The following is a 15,331-nucleotide window of genomic DNA, read 5'->3' on the forward strand; positions in this document are numbered from 1 at the left end:
ATTTTGCCTGCCTCGCTGCAAGACGGTGCGGCAGGCATTTTGGGGCCCGCTCGGCAGCGGGGGCTCGTGGTTTCACCGCCAGTTACTTGCTTATTTGCCATGCGCGCTACCTGTGAAACCTGCGGCCAGCTACAGCCACCCGACTGGCAGCCCGGCGACTTGTGCGGCCAGTGCGGCGGCGTGGTGCGGCGCGAAAAGCGCTGCCACTGGTGCGTGAAGCTGACGCCCGACGGCAAGTTTTGCCGGCACTGCGGGGCCGGCCAGGTGCCCGGTGAGCAGTTTGGCGCGGCCCGCTGGCTCAAGCACCTGGGCATCGACCAGTTTGCGCTGCCCGACCGGCTGGCGGCCATGGACCCCGAGCAGGCCGCGCATTTCACCCGGCTCTACCAGCAGCACGCCATGGTGGCCGAGCGGCACGTGCAGGACGTGGCGTACGCGGAGGGCTTTGCGCGGCAGCGCGGCTGGGCCCGCGCCTGCGAAGAAACGCTGCTGCCGCTGCTGCCCCTGCCCGAAGCCGACTTGAAGGCCTTGACCCTCCCCCCCCACCGCGGCACGACCGACCTGGAGCTGCTGCTCGAAATCCGGCAGCAGTCGCCGCTGGTGGTGGCCCGGCTGCTGGGGGCCCTGGCCCGCATCCGGCTCTGGCAGGCGGGGGCCCTCAGCTACGCGGCCCTTGGCCTGGGGGCCGATGTGGAGCTGGCCCTCCCGCACCTCCAGGACCCCGACCCCGCCGTGCGCCTGGAAGTGGCCCTTACGCTGAGCCACTGGCGCTTCGGCATCAACGGGGCGGCGTTTGGCAAAAACGCGATAGAGGTGGTTTTGCGCGAAGCGGCGGCGGGGCCCCTGGCCCTGGAAGCCGGCACCAACCTGGCGCTGCTGGCGGCCGCCTGGCAGGGCAAGCCCCAGGCCGTGCGCCCCGAGGCGCTGGCTTCGGAAGACCCAGAAATTGCCTTTGCCGCCGCCCTGGCCCACTACGCGCCCGAGCCGCTGCTGGGGGCCCTGCGCGTGCCCCGCCGCCAGTTTGCCGCCGCGCTGGTGCTCACCCGGGCCGGGGTGGAGGTGGGCCTGGCGGCGCTGCTGCCGGCTTTCACAGACGATGAGCGCGACAGCACCCTGCGGGCGCTGGCCAACCAGGGCCGCCCCCGGCCCGACCTGCGGGCCTACTTCAAAGCCGCGCTGGCCGGCCCGCAGGCGGTACCGCCGCACACCCGCGATGCCCTGCGCGGGCTGCTGGCCCTCGACCTGCAGCCCGGCGACGCCGCCCGCCTGCTGCGCGAGCACCCCGACCGGCACTTTGGGGCCCAGCTGTTGAAAAACCCGGCCCTCACGCCCCCCGATCTGGCCGACCTATGCCGGGCCTACGTAGAACTTAACCTATTTACCAACAATAACTTACCCGGCGGCCTGTTTCCCGCCTTGCCTCCCGGCTTTGTGGCCGAGCACTGGCGCACCGCCCCCGCCGACTCGCTGCAAGGACTGAGCGGACTGGCGCGCCAGCGGCTCGAAACTGGCCCGCCCGCCGAGGTACAGGCCCTGCACACCTTTCTGCGGGGCGTGCTCTGGGACGAAGCCGCCCCGCTGGCGGCGCGCCGCCAGGCCAACCAATTGCTAATCAGCTGGTACGAGGGCTACCACCAGTCGCCCACCTTGGCGCTGGGCTTCACCGAGGCGGCAGCGGGCTGGTACTTCGGCTCTTGGGCGGCCTACGTCGCGTACTTCGTGCACGGGGCCCAACACCTGGGCGTGCTCATCGGCCTCGAAACGGAGGACAAGTTTCTGCGCCCGCTGCAGGGGGCGGCCGAGGCACCGCCGGCCGAAACAGCGGCGTTTGTGCAGGCGCTGGCCGCGCTGCCGCCGCCGCTGGTCGCGCAGTTTCGGGCGGCCCTCGTGGGCCTGGCCCGGCACTACACCCGCTGGGGCATGGTGAACCGCTGGGCCGTGCAAGTGCTGGCCCAGTTGCAAGCCCACGCCCCCTGGCGCGCGGCCGTGCGGGCCGACCTGGCCAGCCTAGCCGATGCCCCCGACGACCAGGCGGCCTACCTGGCCAGCCAGGCCCTGGCCCAGTAGCGACGCACCCATGCAAACATCCTGGTCGGCGGTGGGGGACCGGTTACCAGGGTTCGAGCTGGCGGGCTGCGTGGGCCATTGGCTTTTTTTCGCTGTGGGCCCCACGGCACCCAGCGGGGTAATCACTAACCAGGAGCTGGGCCTGGCCAGCAAAATAACCGGCTACAAATAGGCCCGCGGCTACAAAATCTACCGCAACCATTCGCCAGTACCCGACAACTTCGATTGCTTCGAAAACCAGGCGCTGGCCCGGCGCAACGGCCTGAGCTACTTCCTAAAGCATGTTAATTTTATGCACAAGCTACGCAATACCAATCCGTTGCGCCTGATTCGGCGAGGGCAGCGCAGCAGCTGGTGCTTGGTGCCGCCCGCTGCCCCCGCGCCATGAAGTGGCTCGCGCAGCTGCGGGCCTGGTGGCGCGGCCCCGCCGCCCTGCCGCCCCGCACTTACTCCGACCCGCTGGACTACGCCCTCCAGTATTGCCTGCACCCGCCGCCCGGGGGCTTGCCGGCCCTGCCGGGCACCTGGCAGGCCGCCTTTCCGGCCCTGACGGCGGCGGCGGCCACCGCCGTGCAGCAGGAGCTCCTGGCGCTGCAAGCACTGGCCCTGGACCTGGGCTCCTGCGTAAACCAGGGGCAAATGACCAGCGCCGACGCCTATAACCGCCTCTGGGCGGCCTACCCCCGGCTCGACCGGCGCAACCTGGGCGCGCTGCTATTGCAGGCATTTATGGGCACCCGCTAGGGCCCCAGGCCCCGGCCCACCGGGGGAGGAACGAAATAATACCCCGCGGATAAATAGTTGTACGGAGGTAATATTCTCCTAACATTCAGGGCATAAATTTGCTAGCAAATATTGGGATAACCATGCCTGCTGGCGAAAGCCGGGGCGGGGGCCCAGGTTCACTTCTCTGTTTGCCTGAATGAAACAACACTTACTACGCCTCGGGGGGCCCCTGCTGCTCTGCCTGATGGGCTTCACTGGGCCGGCGCGCGTGGCGCGCCAGCCGCTGGCCCCGCTGCGCGCGGCCGCCGTGGCTCCGGAAACCTTCGAAACCGGCACCAAGCCGGACTACCCCACCGGCACCGTGGCGTTTGCCACCGGCAGCTGGACGCTGGCCGATGCCCTGGTGGGCACCGACGCCGCCGACCACAAGAACGGGGCCCAGGCCGTGCGCTTGCAGCAGACGGGCACGCTCACGATGAACTTCTACCTGCCCGACGGCGCGGCCACCGTAACGGTGCAGCACGCCACCTACGGCACCGACGGTAGCAGCAGCTGGGAGCTGTGGGCCCAGTCGCAGGGCTGCGACTGCACCAAGTGGACGAAGGTGGGCGCCACGGTGCTCACCACCTCGCCCGTGTTGCAGGCGGCGTCGTTCGTGGTGAATATCCCGGGGCCCGTCAAGTTTGAGATTCGCAAGACTTCCGGGGGCCGGGCGCGGCTCGACATCGACGACTTTACCGCCACGGACTTCGGCGTGGCCCCACCCGCTGCCGACAACAGCAACCTGGCCCTGGGCAACCCGAGCGGGGCCCAAACAGACGTGTCGATGCCCAACAACTACTTGCTGCTCAAGCCGCAGTACGCCGTATCGTACAGCCGCGACCGGGGCAAGCCCAACTGGGTGAGCTGGCACCTGGACTTGTCGGACCGCGGCGGCATCGACCGGCAGGACAACTTCCGGGCCGATCCCACGCTCCCTGATGAGTGGTACCACGTCACGGAGTTCAGCTACTCGGGCTCGGGCTTCGACCGCGGCCATAACTGCCCCTCGGCCGACCGCACGTCGAGCGTGGAGAACAATTCGGCCACGTTCCTCATGACCAACATGATGCCCCAGGCCCCCCAGAACAACCAGCAAACCTGGGCCAACCTGGAGAACTACACCCGCTCGTTCTTGGCCGGCGGCAACGAGGTGTACATCGTCTGCGGCTCGTACGGGGTGGGCGGCACCGGCTCGGCCGGGGGCCTCACCACGACCCTTGACCAAGGCCGCGTAACCGTGCCCAGCCGCTGCTGGAAGGTGGTGGTGATTCTGCCGGTGGGCGACAACGACGTGGCCCGCGTGAACGCCGGCACCCGCATCATCGCCATCGACACGCCCAACGTCAACTCCATCAACACGGACTGGGGTGTGTACCGCACCACCGTGGACGCCATCGAGGCCGCCACCGGCCTGGACTTGCTCTCCAACCTGCCGGTGGAAGTGCAGGCCGCCGTGGAGGCAAAAATTGACGCCGGCCCGGTAAGCTAAGCCGGCCCTGGGGCCCCTGTTTCTTTCTTTCTTCTGGCTTTCTCGCGGTTACGCCGCCTTTCTATGTTATTGACTTCTAAATTTTTGCGCGGCCTGCGCCGGGGGTTGGCGCTGGCTGCGGCCGGCGCGCTGCCCCTGGCCGCCGGGGCCCAAGCGCTGCTGCCCAGCGCCGCCCCGGTTACCGAAACCTTCGACGGGCTGGGCACGGCCGCCGCGGCCGCGGTGCCCACTGGCTTCCGCCTTTCGGCCGAGGCCGTGCCGACCTACGGCAGCGCCGCCAACTACGCGGCCACGACCGTGGCCACCACGGGCAACAACTTCACCGCGGGCGGCACCTACAACTTCGGGGCCGCCGCCGGCTCGGCCGATAGGGCCCTGGGCTTTCTGAACAGCGGCTCCTACACCTCGCCGCGCCACATTATGCTGGCGGTGCAAAACACCTCGGGCGCGGTGGTGCAGGACCTGGCCGTGCAGTTCGACATCGAGAAGTACCGCTCGGGTAGCCGGGCCTACGACTGGAAATTTTACGTGAGCACCGACGGGGTGACGTGGACCGCCCAGCCAGCCGGCGACCAGAACTTCCCCGCCGACGCCAACAACACCGTTTACTCCTACCCACCGCTGAGCACCACCAAGCAGGTGGCCCTCACCGGCCTCAACCTGGCCGCCGACGCCACCTACTACCTGCGCTGGAGCGATGTGGGCAGCGGCGGCAGCACCAACGGCCAGGGCCTCGCCCTCGACAACCTCGTGCTGACGCCCACGCTGGGCACCGGGACCGGCACGCCCACGGCCAGCATCGCCACCGGTACGGCGGCCTACGGCAGCCCGTATTGCCTGACCACCAGCGCCGGCAGCGCCAGCTTTGCGGTGGCGTATGCTGCCACGGGCTTTGCGGCGGGCACCACGTTTAAAGCGCAGCTTTCGAGCGCGGCGGGCGTGTTTCCGGCGAATGCCACGGAGGGCATCATTGGCAGCGGCACCGCTTCGCCCCTCGCGGCCACTTTGCCGGCGGGCACGCCGAGCGGCAGCGGCTACCGCGTCCGGGTGGTAAGCGATGCGCCGCTCACCTTCGGCACCGACAACGGCCAGAACCTGACCATCAACCTGGCCCCGGCCACCAACCCCGTGGCGGTGACGCCCACGACCAGCCAGTCGGTAACGACCACTGGCACGGGCACGGCCCTCACGGTCACTGCTGGGGCCCCCTCAGCCTTTGCCTGGTACTACGGCACGGCGGCGGCGGGGCCCTACGCCACGGCGCTGGCGGGCGCCACGAGCGCCACTTACCAAGTTAACGGTGCCGATTTCCCAGCGGCGGGCACCTACTACGTGGTGGCCCAGGCCACTTCGGCCTGCGGGGCGGTGGTGGGCCTGAGCGCCCCCGTGGCGGTAACCGTGACGGCCCCGGTGGTGGTCACAAAACCCACGCTGACGGCCTCGCTGGCTACGCTGGCGGACTTCGGCAGCACCGCCAGCGGCGCGGCCAGCGCCTCGAAAAGCTTCACCCTGAGCGGCGCCAACCTCACCGGCCCGGTGACGGTGACGCCCGCGCCCGGTTTTGAAATCCGCGTGGGGGCCCAGGCTTTTGCCTGCTGCGCCATTCAAGTAGCGCCCGTGGACGGCGCAGTGAACGCCACCGTAGACGTGCGCTTCGTGCCCACGGCGGCGCAGGCCTACGCGGCCAGCCTCACGGTGCAGGGCCCCGGCGTGCCGGCGCTGGCCGTGGCTGCAAGCGGTACCGGCGTGGCGCCGGTGTACCCGGCCTCGGTGAGTAGCGTGGCCGTGACGGCCCTCGCGCCCACCACTGCCACGGCCGGCGGCACCGTGGACGCCGACGGCGGCAGCGCTGTAACGGCCCGGGGCGTGGTGTGGAGCAAAACCGCCAACCCTACCCTAACGGCCACTAAAACCACCGACGGCGCGGGCTCCGGTACGTTCGCCAGCGCCCTCACCGGCCTGCTGCCCGGCACCGCCTACTTCGTGCGGGCCTACGCCACCAACGCCGCGGGCACCGCCTACGGCGACGAACTGACCTTCACCACGGCCACCATCCCGCTGGCTGCCGAGCCCACGGCTTCGGCCACCCTCACGGCCAGCGCCGTGACCAGCAACTCGCTGCAACTGACTGTAGCGGGCGGCAACGGCGCCAAGCGCCTCATCCTGGCCCACCTCACCACCGCCGTGGACGCGGCCCCCGTGGATGCCACGACTTACACCGCCGACCCTGCCTTTGGCGCCGGGGCCCAAATTGGCACCGGCAACTACGTGGTGTACAGCGGCACCGGCAGTGGCGTGACCGTGACCGGCCTGCGGGCCGGCAACACCTACACGTTCGCCGTATTTGAGTACAACGACAACGGCACGCCCTTCGCTGAGAACTACCGCACGGCCACGCCCGGTACGCTGACGCAGGCCACGACGGCCGCCTCGGCCGCGCTGCTGCTCGAAGAGAACTTTGCCTACCCCGCCGGGGCCCTACTCACGGACAACGACTGGACGGCCCACAGCGGCGCCGGCACCAACGCCGTGGCCACGGTGGCCCCCGGCTTGAGCTACGCCGGCTACGGCGCCAGCGGCATCGGCAACGCGGCAGCCATCGTGGCCAGCGGCGAGGACGTGAGCCGCGGCTTTGCGCCCGTGGCGCCCCGTACGCCGGTGTACGCGTCGTACCTCGTGAACGTGGCCAGCGCCACCACGGCCGGCGACTACTACTTCCACCTGGGCCCCGCGCCGCTGAGCACCAACTTCCGCAGCCGGGTGTTTGTGCGCCGCAATGCCGCCACCGGCAAGGTGCAGTTCGGCATCAGCGGCAGCGCCGCGGCTACCTACGGTACCACCGACTACGAACTGAACACGACCTACCTGCTGGTGGTGAAGTACACCTTCGACGAAACCGGCAACTTGGCCCAGCTCTTCGTCAACCCGTCGGCCACGGCCGAGCCGGCTACGGCCGACGTGAGCGCGGCCGAAGCCGCCAGCACCTCGCCAGCCAACATCGGCACGGTGGCCCTGCGCCAGGGTGCCAACTCGCCCAACCTGGTGGTAGACGGCCTGCGCGTGGGCACTTCGTACCAGGTGGTGCGCGGGGGCCCTGCTTGCACGGCCCCAGTCATCACGGCGCCGGTGGTGCCGGTGGCCACGGCCCAGGCCGGCTTGCGCGGCGCTTCGGTGGCCTTCGCGGCCACGGCCACGGGCGCGCCGGTGCTCACCTACTCGATTCTGGTGAACGGCACGGCCACGGCCATCACGTCGCCCTACGTGTTCGCGCTGGGCACCACGGTGGTCACGGCCACGGCCACCAACGACTGCGGCACCGCGTCGCTGCCCTTCTCCGTGACGGTGCAGAGCCCGATGGTGGTGACCGTGCTGCACCAAAACGCCGACTACCTGCCCAACGACGACACCGTGCGGCCCAACCTGGACCTGGTGAACAACGGCCCCGAGGCCATCCCGTACCAGGAGCTGACCGTGCGCTACTGGCTGACGCCGGAGGACTTCGCCCCCATTTTGACCTCGGTGGACTACGCCCAGCTCGGCACCAGCGACGTGCAAATGCGCTATGTGCCGCTGGCCCAGCCCGTGCAGGGCGCCTTCGGCTACGTGGAGTACAGCTTCACCTCGCCCAACAGCCTGCCCGCCGGGGGTAATTCTGGCCAGATTCGCTCGCGCATCTACAAGGAAACCCGCACGCGCTTTGATCAGACGGACGACTACTCGTACACCTACAGCCGCGCCTACGCCCCGAACGACCACCTGACCGTGTACCGCAACGGCGTGCTGATTGGCGGGGTGGAGCCAGCGCCAGTGGCCCCCGTCACGAGCCTGCAAGTGTTGTCACAAACCCAGACTACGGTGCGCTCGACCCAGACCATCAGCACCTACCTCCAGCTGCAAAACACTGGCAACCAGCCCGTGCCCTACCAGGACCTGGCCGTGCGTTACTGGTTCACCCCGGAAAGCGCTGCGGCGCTGAAGTCGTCCGTGGACTACGCCGTGCTGGGCAGCAGCAACGTGAAAGTCACCTTTGGTACGTCCGGCACCGAAACGTACGCCGAAATCCGGTTCAACCCGGCCCTGGGAAGCCTCGCGCCGCTCAGCACCACCGGCAACGTGCAGTACCGCCTCTACAAGGACGACTGGTCGTTCTTCGACCAAGCCAACGACTTCTCTTACTTGCCGTTCAGCCTCCAGTTTGCCGCCAACGACCACATGACGGTTTACCAGCAGGGCCGCCTCGTGTACGCCCAAGAGCCGGCCGGGGCCGCCGGTGCCAACGCCGCCCTGGCCAACCGGGGCCCCCAAACCGCTGCTGAGGCGCCCGAAGTTCTTGCAGTGGCGCAAGCTGTGCGCAGCTACCCCAACCCGTTCACGGGCAGCACCACGCTCGCCTTTGCCCTAGCAAAAGACGCTGCTTACCAGCTTGATGTGTATGACGGAACCGGCCGCCTGGTGCAGCACCTAGCCGCTGGCCAGGCCGCGGCTGGCGAACTGGTGCGCACCACCTGGCAGGCCGCCGGCCTGGCCCCGGGCCTCTACCTGGCCCGCCTCCGCACCGGCAGCACCGTGCAAACCCTTAAGCTAATCAAGCAATAAGCCGCACGGCCGCTACCGCATTGGCTACCAAAAAAGCCGGGCCCCAACTGGAGCCCGGCTTTTTAATTTTCGGCGCGGCCGCCCTTATTGCTGGTACTCGGCCAGCACCCGGCGCAGGTCATTCAAGCGCCGCGCCACGGGTTCGAGCACGGCATCGGGCACCGGAATTTGGGCGCTGTAGCGGGCGAGGAGGTAGCGTACCAGGGCCCCCAGGGCGACGAGCTCTTCTACCACTTGGCTGCGCACGGCCTGCCAGCGCGGCTCACCCAAGCCCTTGCCCGTGAGGCAGTAGTGACGCACGGCGATGGTTTGGCCCACCAGCTGGGCCACCTGGTCGAGAATCTGCTGCTCGTCGGCGCTGAAGGTGCGGGGGGTGCGGTCGATGACGCACAGCGTGCCAATGTTACGCTGGTCGGGCATGCGTAGCGGGGCCCCCGCGTAAAACCGCAGGCCTTTGTCCCGGGCCGCGGCGTCAGCCGCGGCGGTCAGGCGCAGAGCATCATCATTGGTGAGGTCGGTGAGCACCACGGCTTTGTTCTCGCGCACCACCAGCGAACAAATGGCTTCGACGCGCGGCTGCGAGAGCAGGCCCGGCAAGCCGTAGCTGGCGTGGTAGTACACCTCATTTTCGTCGACGAGGGCAATGAGGGAAATGGGCAAGCTGAAAATACGCGCCGTCAGGGCCACAAACTCGTCGAACACCGACTCGTGCAGCGTGTGCACGATGTCGTAGTGACGCAGGGTACGCAGGCGTTCGGCGTCTTCGGGAGGCAGGAGCGCGGCGGGAGTTGGTATCATAGCGAATGCGGAGAAGGGCGGTTGGCGGCCAGAGCTACCATATGTAAAGCTATTAAATTATATATATTTTTCACAAACTTTTAAATCGCATCGGACTCTTGATCAACACTTGGCAGGTGCTTCCGCGGGCGGTGAGGCCCTGGCCCTTGGCTGGCTGCGGGGCCGCCCCGCCACTCCCGCGATGCGTACTGGTCACCTATTTCGGTACGGGTAAATGCGGTAGGGCCCACCTCCGCGTAGCTGCCGTCGTCGGCCACCAGGTAGTAGCACGGGTTGTCGAGATTGCGGGGCCCAGCGGTAACCACCGGAACCGGTTTTTCGGCCACGCGCTTGGCCACCAGGGGCGGCACCGGGGCCCATTCGCGCCAGTAGATGTAGTAGCTTATAAGGGCGCTGCACAGCAGGAAAATCAGCAGGATTTTCATCGGAGCAAGTCAACAAATCGTGGTTTCGAACGCACGGGATTTACCGCAATATGCAGCCCTTCCCCCCTGTTTCGCGCTCCCCGGGGTGGCAGCCCGGGGGACCCCAGTGCGCCCAAAACCCGGGTTCCCCCCGCACTGGTCCCACCCCACGCCCCGCCAGTACGCACCAAGCACCATGGCCAGCCAGCCGGTGGCTCATCAGTGTAAGATGGTGTAAGTTATTAACTGCTTGTTAGTTAATCATATTTAAAACTAGCGGCCGACGCTCGTGCCCGCGTCGAACCGGGGCTCCGGCGGCTACCAGCGCCACGAGCCGAATCTTCTGACTACCCGTCCCAAAAAACTTATAAATATTTGCCTGCCTTCGGATTGTTTTTTACTCCTTTGCCCGCACTTGTTTTTTCGAAACTGTTTTCTCTATATTTTATCTTTATTAGGTCCTACGCCCTGGAAGGCATTAAAGCTTGGCCAGACGCGGCTGGGTGAAGCAGCACCGGCGGCGGCCGCCGCGCCACAGCGACTAACGAACGGTCTTAGAAAAGTGCAGCGCCAGCGCGGTCCAGCGCGCGGCGGCCGGCCCCCCCGCGGCCCCGGTGTCGCGGGGGGCTGCGGGGCTGCGCATGGGCCCGGTGGGTCACGCCACCGTCGCCACCAAGGCCGTGCTGCCGCCGCGGTCGTCGTCGGTGACGAGCAATAGCTCTTGGGGCGCGCCGGGTTGGCGCGGCCGTAGGGCCAGGCCTTCCACCTTGCCGCGGTAGGCGCGGCCGTCGGCCCAAGCAAGGCGGGCAAATTCGGCCGTGCCCGCCGCTAAATCGATTACGCCCACGAACGAGCCCAGCACCTCACCGTCGAGCACGGGGTCCGCGGTGTTTTCTACCGACGCCGCCACCCACAAACGCCCCCCCGCGAACGTGGCGCCGGAAAACCCCGCCGGGCTGCCACCGATCAATGGCAATTGAAACGCTTGCGCCACGGGGCGCGGCGGGGGCCCCTGGCCGGCCAGGTGGGCCAGCGCGGCGGCCAGCGGCAGCCGCAACACCGCCGCCGCCGCGCCCGCGCCCACCCCGCGCTGCAACAGCAGCAGCTCAGTGCTAGTGGCCGCGGCGGCCTCGATGTTGAGGGGCGCGCCGGCCGGCAGCGCAGCCTGGGCGGCGGCGTATAGGGCGGTCAGGTCGAGGGGTTGGGGCTGCTGGGCCAGGGCAAAACCGGGCGTGGGCAGCAGCGGCACCCAGCAGCCCCGCCGCCGCTGCGGGCCGCTACCCGAGCCCAGCAGCAGCAGCCCCACGCCGCGCCCGGGCCAGGCGCAGGCCGTGAGGGCTTCCAGGTCGGGCTTGGTGGCCTTGGGCCAGCGGCCGCCCACCACAGCCGTGGTTTCGAAGAGCTGCACCCGGCCCGTGGGGGCCAGCGTGGCTGCGTCGAGGGCGTAGAGAAACGGGGCGTCGTCGGCGATGACGTAGGCCGTGGGGCCCACCAATTCTACCCCCGAGGCAGAGGGCAGGCCGGGCAAGGCGGTTTCGGAGAGGAGGACGGCCGTCATGCAGCGGGGCCCCGGCGGGGCGGAAAAGGGCGAAAAGTAGCGCTGGGGCCCCGGGCCACTAGCGGCACCAAACTTAGGCCATGGCGGCCCGGCCGGCCGCGGCTACGGGGCCCCAAGCAGCCGCAAGGCAACTGGGCTTACTTCATAATAACTTCATTTTCAGACTCTTTCTGCGGGCATCCGTAGATGCGCGCATTCCCCACTGGTTTCCGCCGCGCCATGCCCGACGCCCCCCAAGAACTACAATTTCCGCTTTATGTGAAAGCGCCGCTGGTGCTCCTGGGCCTGGCCTTGGTGGTGTTCACGCTGCACATTGCTTCGGACCTTATTTTCCCGATCTTTTTCGCCGCCATTTTTGCCATCATGCTGCACCCCGTCGAGCAATGGCTGCTGCGGCGCAAGGTGCCCCCGCTGCTGGCCATTGCCCTCACGGTGGTGCTAGGCGTGGCGGCGCTGCTGGCACTGCTCTACTTCATCTACTTGGAGGCCACGCAATTATCGGGACAGCTGCCAATGTTCAAAACCAAGTTTTTCCACACGGCCCAGGTGGTAGAGCAGTGGCTAAACGCGCGCTTCGGCATCACCAACCAAAAGCTGATGGGCTACCTCAACGAAGCGGGCAGCCGGGCGGCGGGCCTGGCCGGGGGCACGCTCACGGCTGTATCGGGGCTGCTGGTGGCGGCCACGCTGCTACCGGTGTACATCTTTTTATTGTTCCTGTACCAGAAGCGGCTGGTTACGTTCCTCACCCAAGTATTTGCCGGGCGGCAGCCAGGCACGGGCGTGGACGAAGTGCTGCACGAGAGCAAGGCCGCCATCCAAAGCTACATGATTGGCCTGCTCATCGAGGGCAGCATCGTGGCCGTGCTCAACGTGGGGGCCCTGCTGGCGCTGGGCATCCCCTACGCGCTGCTGCTGGGCGTGCTGGGGGCCTTGCTCAACTTCATCCCGTACGTGGGCGGGCTGGCGGCCATTGCACTGCCGGTGCTCATGGCCTTCGTTACGAAGGATGGCCTGGGCTACCCGGCGGGCGTGGTGGCGGTGTACGTGGTCATTCAGTTCATTGATAACCACTTTCTTATCCCGCGCATCGTGGCGTCCAAAATCAAGGTCAACGCCCTGGTGGCCATCGTGGGGGTACTGGTGGGCAACGCCGTGGGCGGGGTGGCGGGCATGTTTCTGGCCCTGCCGGTCATCGCCATCCTGAAAATTATCTTCGACCGCATCGAGTCGCTCCGGCCCTGGGGCCTGCTGCTCGGCGACGAGGAAGCCACCGAAAAACCCGCCGCCGAAGGCACCGCCCCGCGGCGGCGGCCGCTGCTGCGCAACACCGCAGCCCGCCCGATAGCCGCGCCCGGGCAGTAGCCACCGCGGCCAGCCGCCCAAGCCAGCCGCTAACTGGCCGCTTGGCGGCTCACAGAACCAGGCTAGTCAGCCACGCCTCGCCGCCCGCCGCACTACCGAACCGCTTGAACACAAAATCTTTGGGAGCAGACGTCACCACTGATTCGGTGGAGAGGCGGTGCACCGGGTCGGCACCCTCCACGATGGCGCAGTGGCGGGTGCGGGCCTGCGCCATGGCCCGCGGAATCCAGTTTTGGGTGAGCCACTGCTGGGCTGCGGGCAGCAGCGGGGCGCGCTGCCCGTGGTCGGACAGGATTTTGCGGGCCCCGGTGGTGAGCAGCGTGGACAGCACCTTTTCGTAGTACGCCTGCACCACGTCGAGGGGCACGCGGCCGGGGGCCCAGGCCAGGCGCACGTGGCCCGCGGGGTGGTAGTAGAGCTGGCCCGCAGTGCTAGCAAATGATAATATTTCTTGTTCTAACAGTAATGAAAGCATAATACAGGAGGCCCTAATGTAATATAAACGTGGAATGGGTTAAAGATAGGGGCCCCGTATGCGCATTACCAAATGGAGCTTGCATGAAGCGCCGCGGCCGCCCCTATCTTGCGGGCCGCAACCCCGCCTTCTTTTGCTCATGCCCGCCTACCTGCCCGGCCTGCACATTCTGGCCACCTTCGAGGCCCCCGCCCCGGCCCTACGCGATGCGGGGGCCTGCCGCGCATTTTTCGACGAACAGATCCGGCGCTTCGGGCTGGAGAAGGTGGGCGAAACCTACCACGCCTTTCCGGCCGATGGCGGCTTCACGGCCGTGCTGGCCCTCACTGAATCGCACCTGAGCCTGCACACCTGGCCCGAGCATGGCCTGGCCACGTTCGACGTGTTTTTGTCGAACTTCCGGCGCGACAACTCGGCTACGGTGCGCGGGATTTACGCGGCTACGTTGGCCTTTTTTGAAGGCACCGAGCAGGCCAAAACCGAGGTGTGCCGATGAGCGCGCCTGCCCAACCCAGCGCCGCGCCATCGGCCCAGCTCACCTGCCCCAGTTGCCAGCAAAGCATCACGTACTACGACGTGGCGGGCAGCGAATACTACGCTTGTCCACACTGCCACAGCTACTTCCGGTACCACGGCGAGGGGCCTCCGAAGCTATTTGGCAAGTACCGCGAAGTACCCAACGACCTGGGGGTGCTGCCCGTGGGCACCCCGGGCACCTTGGCCGGGCAGGCCTGCCGGGTGGTGGGCTACGTGCGCCGCGCCGAGGCCAAAACCCCGCACTACGAGTGGGTAGAGTACCAAATTTTCAGGCCGGCCACCGGCGACTGCGTGCAGCTTTCCCAATTTAATGGGCACTGGATGATAATTCAACCGGCTAAGCGTAACTACGATGTGCAGGCCGCCAGCACCCGCGCAGCCTATGTGTCGCAGCCGGGGGCGCAGTACAAGCTTTATAACCGCTACCAAGCACGCATTTGCTACGCGGAAGGCGAGTTCGACTGGGATATTGAGGGCGACGACCAACTCAAGGTCGCCGAATTCATTTGCCCGCCAATCATGCTGGTGCAGGAAAAATCCAAAGCGGGCAGCAAGTGGTACCACGCCGAGCACCTGGAGCCCGCCGCCGTAGTCGAGGCCTTTGGGCGCGATAAGGTCGTCGTGCCGGCGCGCATGGGCGTAGGCGCCGTGCAGCCCGACCCCACCGATGCCATGTGGCCGGGGCTGCGCAACCTCACGCTGCTGGCGCTGATTGCGCTGTGCATCGTGCAGTTCGGCGTCAAGCGCTCCAGCAAAATTCTGTTCACCGATACTCTGCACGTGGTGGCCGACGCGAGCGGTACGCCGGGCACCGGCAAGGTCATCGTGTCGCCGTCGTTCACCGTCGGCCAGCAGGGCCCCCTGGAAATTGACCTTACCACCACCGTCAACAACCAATGGCTGGAGCTGCCCGTGAGCCTGGTGAACGAGCAGACCGGCCAGGGCTTCGAGTTCACCAAAAACATTGAATTTTACAATGGCGTGGAAGGTGGCGAAAGCTGGAGCGAGGGCAGCCGCAACGCCGACGCGGTGCTCTCGCGGGTGCCAGCCGGGCGCTACCACCTCAACTTCTATCCCTTCAGCGAGGCCGGCCCCGCCGCCCCTGATATTGCGGTGACCGTGACGGCCGACCCGCCGCTGTGGTCGAATTTCCTGACGCTGCTGGCCCTGATTCTAGCGTTCCCAGCCTTCCAGCTGTGGCGCAGCTCCAATTACGAAACCCGCCGCTGGGACGAAAGCGACTACGCGCCAAAAACCGACAGCTGAGCATTACC

General features: G+C 67.3%; 11 protein-coding genes. 7 read left to right on the forward strand and 4 right to left on the reverse strand.

Annotation, left to right across the window (positions count from 1 at the left end):
- Window positions 1–99: 99 nt before the first annotated feature.
- The 4 genes from EAH73_RS01875 (at window position 100) to EAH73_RS01890 (ending at window position 8,920) form a co-directional block, all read left to right on the forward strand.
- Complete coding sequence (locus tag EAH73_RS01875) at window positions 100–2,067, forward strand: zinc ribbon domain-containing protein (RefSeq protein WP_140464658.1); 1,968 nt, start codon at window positions 100–102, stop codon at window positions 2,065–2,067.
- A gap of 384 nt (window positions 2,068–2,451) precedes the next feature.
- Window positions 2,452–2,811, forward strand: coding sequence for a hypothetical protein (locus EAH73_RS01880; protein ID WP_140464660.1), 360 nt, complete (start codon window positions 2,452–2,454; stop codon window positions 2,809–2,811).
- Window positions 2,812–2,989: 178 nt separating this feature from the next.
- Complete coding sequence (locus EAH73_RS23535; protein WP_240047099.1) at window positions 2,990–4,324, forward strand: DNA/RNA non-specific endonuclease; 1,335 nt, start codon at window positions 2,990–2,992, stop codon at window positions 4,322–4,324.
- 63 nt (window positions 4,325–4,387) lie between these two features.
- On the forward strand, window positions 4,388–8,920 hold the full coding sequence (locus EAH73_RS01890) for a cellulose binding domain-containing protein (RefSeq protein ID WP_140464662.1): 4,533 nt from the start codon (window positions 4,388–4,390) through the stop codon (window positions 8,918–8,920).
- Between the two features lie 84 nt (window positions 8,921–9,004).
- Here the strand turns inward: EAH73_RS01890 and EAH73_RS01895 are convergent, their stop codons facing one another.
- The 3 genes from EAH73_RS01895 to EAH73_RS01905 all read right to left on the reverse strand — a co-directional run bounded on the left by EAH73_RS01895 (window position 9,005) and on the right by EAH73_RS01905 (window position 11,680).
- On the reverse strand, window positions 9,005–9,718 hold the full coding sequence (locus tag EAH73_RS01895) for a GAF domain-containing protein (RefSeq protein ID WP_140464664.1): 714 nt from the start codon (window positions 9,716–9,718) through the stop codon (window positions 9,005–9,007).
- Between the two features lie 80 nt (window positions 9,719–9,798).
- On the reverse strand, window positions 9,799–10,143 hold the full coding sequence (locus EAH73_RS01900) for a hypothetical protein (RefSeq protein WP_140464666.1): 345 nt from the start codon (window positions 10,141–10,143) through the stop codon (window positions 9,799–9,801).
- 634 nt (window positions 10,144–10,777) lie between these two features.
- The gene (locus EAH73_RS01905; protein ID WP_140464668.1) at window positions 10,778–11,680 is read right to left on the reverse strand and encodes a DUF6929 family protein; all 903 of its coding nucleotides are present in this window, start codon (window positions 11,678–11,680) and stop codon (window positions 10,778–10,780) included.
- A gap of 219 nt (window positions 11,681–11,899) precedes the next feature.
- On the opposite strand from EAH73_RS01905, the gene EAH73_RS01910 reads away from it, so the two are divergent.
- Window positions 11,900–13,045, forward strand: a complete 1,146-nt coding sequence (locus tag EAH73_RS01910) for an AI-2E family transporter (protein ID WP_161599419.1) — start codon at window positions 11,900–11,902, stop codon at window positions 13,043–13,045.
- 49 nt (window positions 13,046–13,094) lie between these two features.
- On the opposite strand, the gene EAH73_RS01915 is transcribed toward EAH73_RS01910, so the two are convergent.
- On the reverse strand, window positions 13,095–13,520 hold the full coding sequence (locus EAH73_RS01915) for a hypothetical protein (protein ID WP_140464672.1): 426 nt from the start codon (window positions 13,518–13,520) through the stop codon (window positions 13,095–13,097).
- A 139-nt stretch (window positions 13,521–13,659) separates the two neighbouring features.
- Here EAH73_RS01915 and EAH73_RS01920 point away from each other — a divergent pair, with 139 nt between their 5' ends.
- Together EAH73_RS01920 and EAH73_RS01925 are read left to right on the forward strand one after the other, a co-directional pair.
- Complete coding sequence (locus EAH73_RS01920; protein ID WP_140464674.1) at window positions 13,660–14,016, forward strand: S-adenosylmethionine decarboxylase family protein; 357 nt, start codon at window positions 13,660–13,662, stop codon at window positions 14,014–14,016.
- The gene (locus tag EAH73_RS01925) at window positions 14,013–15,323 is read left to right on the forward strand and encodes a DUF4178 domain-containing protein (RefSeq protein ID WP_140464676.1); all 1,311 of its coding nucleotides are present in this window, start codon (window positions 14,013–14,015) and stop codon (window positions 15,321–15,323) included. The genes EAH73_RS01920 and EAH73_RS01925 overlap by 4 nt, the downstream gene beginning before the upstream one ends.
- Window positions 15,324–15,331 lie beyond the last annotated feature (8 nt).

Origin of the sequence: Hymenobacter nivis, assembly GCF_006439025.1 — a bacterium.
Lineage (GTDB): Bacteria > Bacteroidota > Bacteroidia > Cytophagales > Hymenobacteraceae > Hymenobacter > Hymenobacter nivis_A.

Coding starts and splice junctions, on each gene's coding strand:
- EAH73_RS01905 (WP_140464668.1), bottom strand. CDS start 11,680: ATGACGGCCGTCCTCCTCTCCGAAACCGCCTTGCCCGGCCTGCCCTCT.
- EAH73_RS01900 (WP_140464666.1), bottom strand. CDS start 10,143: ATGAAAATCCTGCTGATTTTCCTGCTGTGCAGCGCCCTTATAAGCTAC.
- EAH73_RS01910 (WP_161599419.1), top strand. CDS start 11,900: ATGCCCGACGCCCCCCAAGAACTACAATTTCCGCTTTATGTGAAAGCG.
- EAH73_RS01895 (WP_140464664.1), bottom strand. CDS start 9,718: ATGATACCAACTCCCGCCGCGCTCCTGCCTCCCGAAGACGCCGAACGC.
- EAH73_RS01880 (WP_140464660.1), top strand. CDS start 2,452: ATGAAGTGGCTCGCGCAGCTGCGGGCCTGGTGGCGCGGCCCCGCCGCC.
- EAH73_RS01890 (WP_140464662.1), top strand. CDS start 4,388: ATGTTATTGACTTCTAAATTTTTGCGCGGCCTGCGCCGGGGGTTGGCG.
- EAH73_RS01875 (WP_140464658.1), top strand. CDS start 100: ATGCGCGCTACCTGTGAAACCTGCGGCCAGCTACAGCCACCCGACTGG.
- EAH73_RS01915 (WP_140464672.1), bottom strand. CDS start 13,520: ATGCTTTCATTACTGTTAGAACAAGAAATATTATCATTTGCTAGCACT.
- EAH73_RS23535 (WP_240047099.1), top strand. CDS start 2,990: ATGAAACAACACTTACTACGCCTCGGGGGGCCCCTGCTGCTCTGCCTG.
- EAH73_RS01920 (WP_140464674.1), top strand. CDS start 13,660: ATGCCCGCCTACCTGCCCGGCCTGCACATTCTGGCCACCTTCGAGGCC.
- EAH73_RS01925 (WP_140464676.1), top strand. CDS start 14,013: ATGAGCGCGCCTGCCCAACCCAGCGCCGCGCCATCGGCCCAGCTCACC.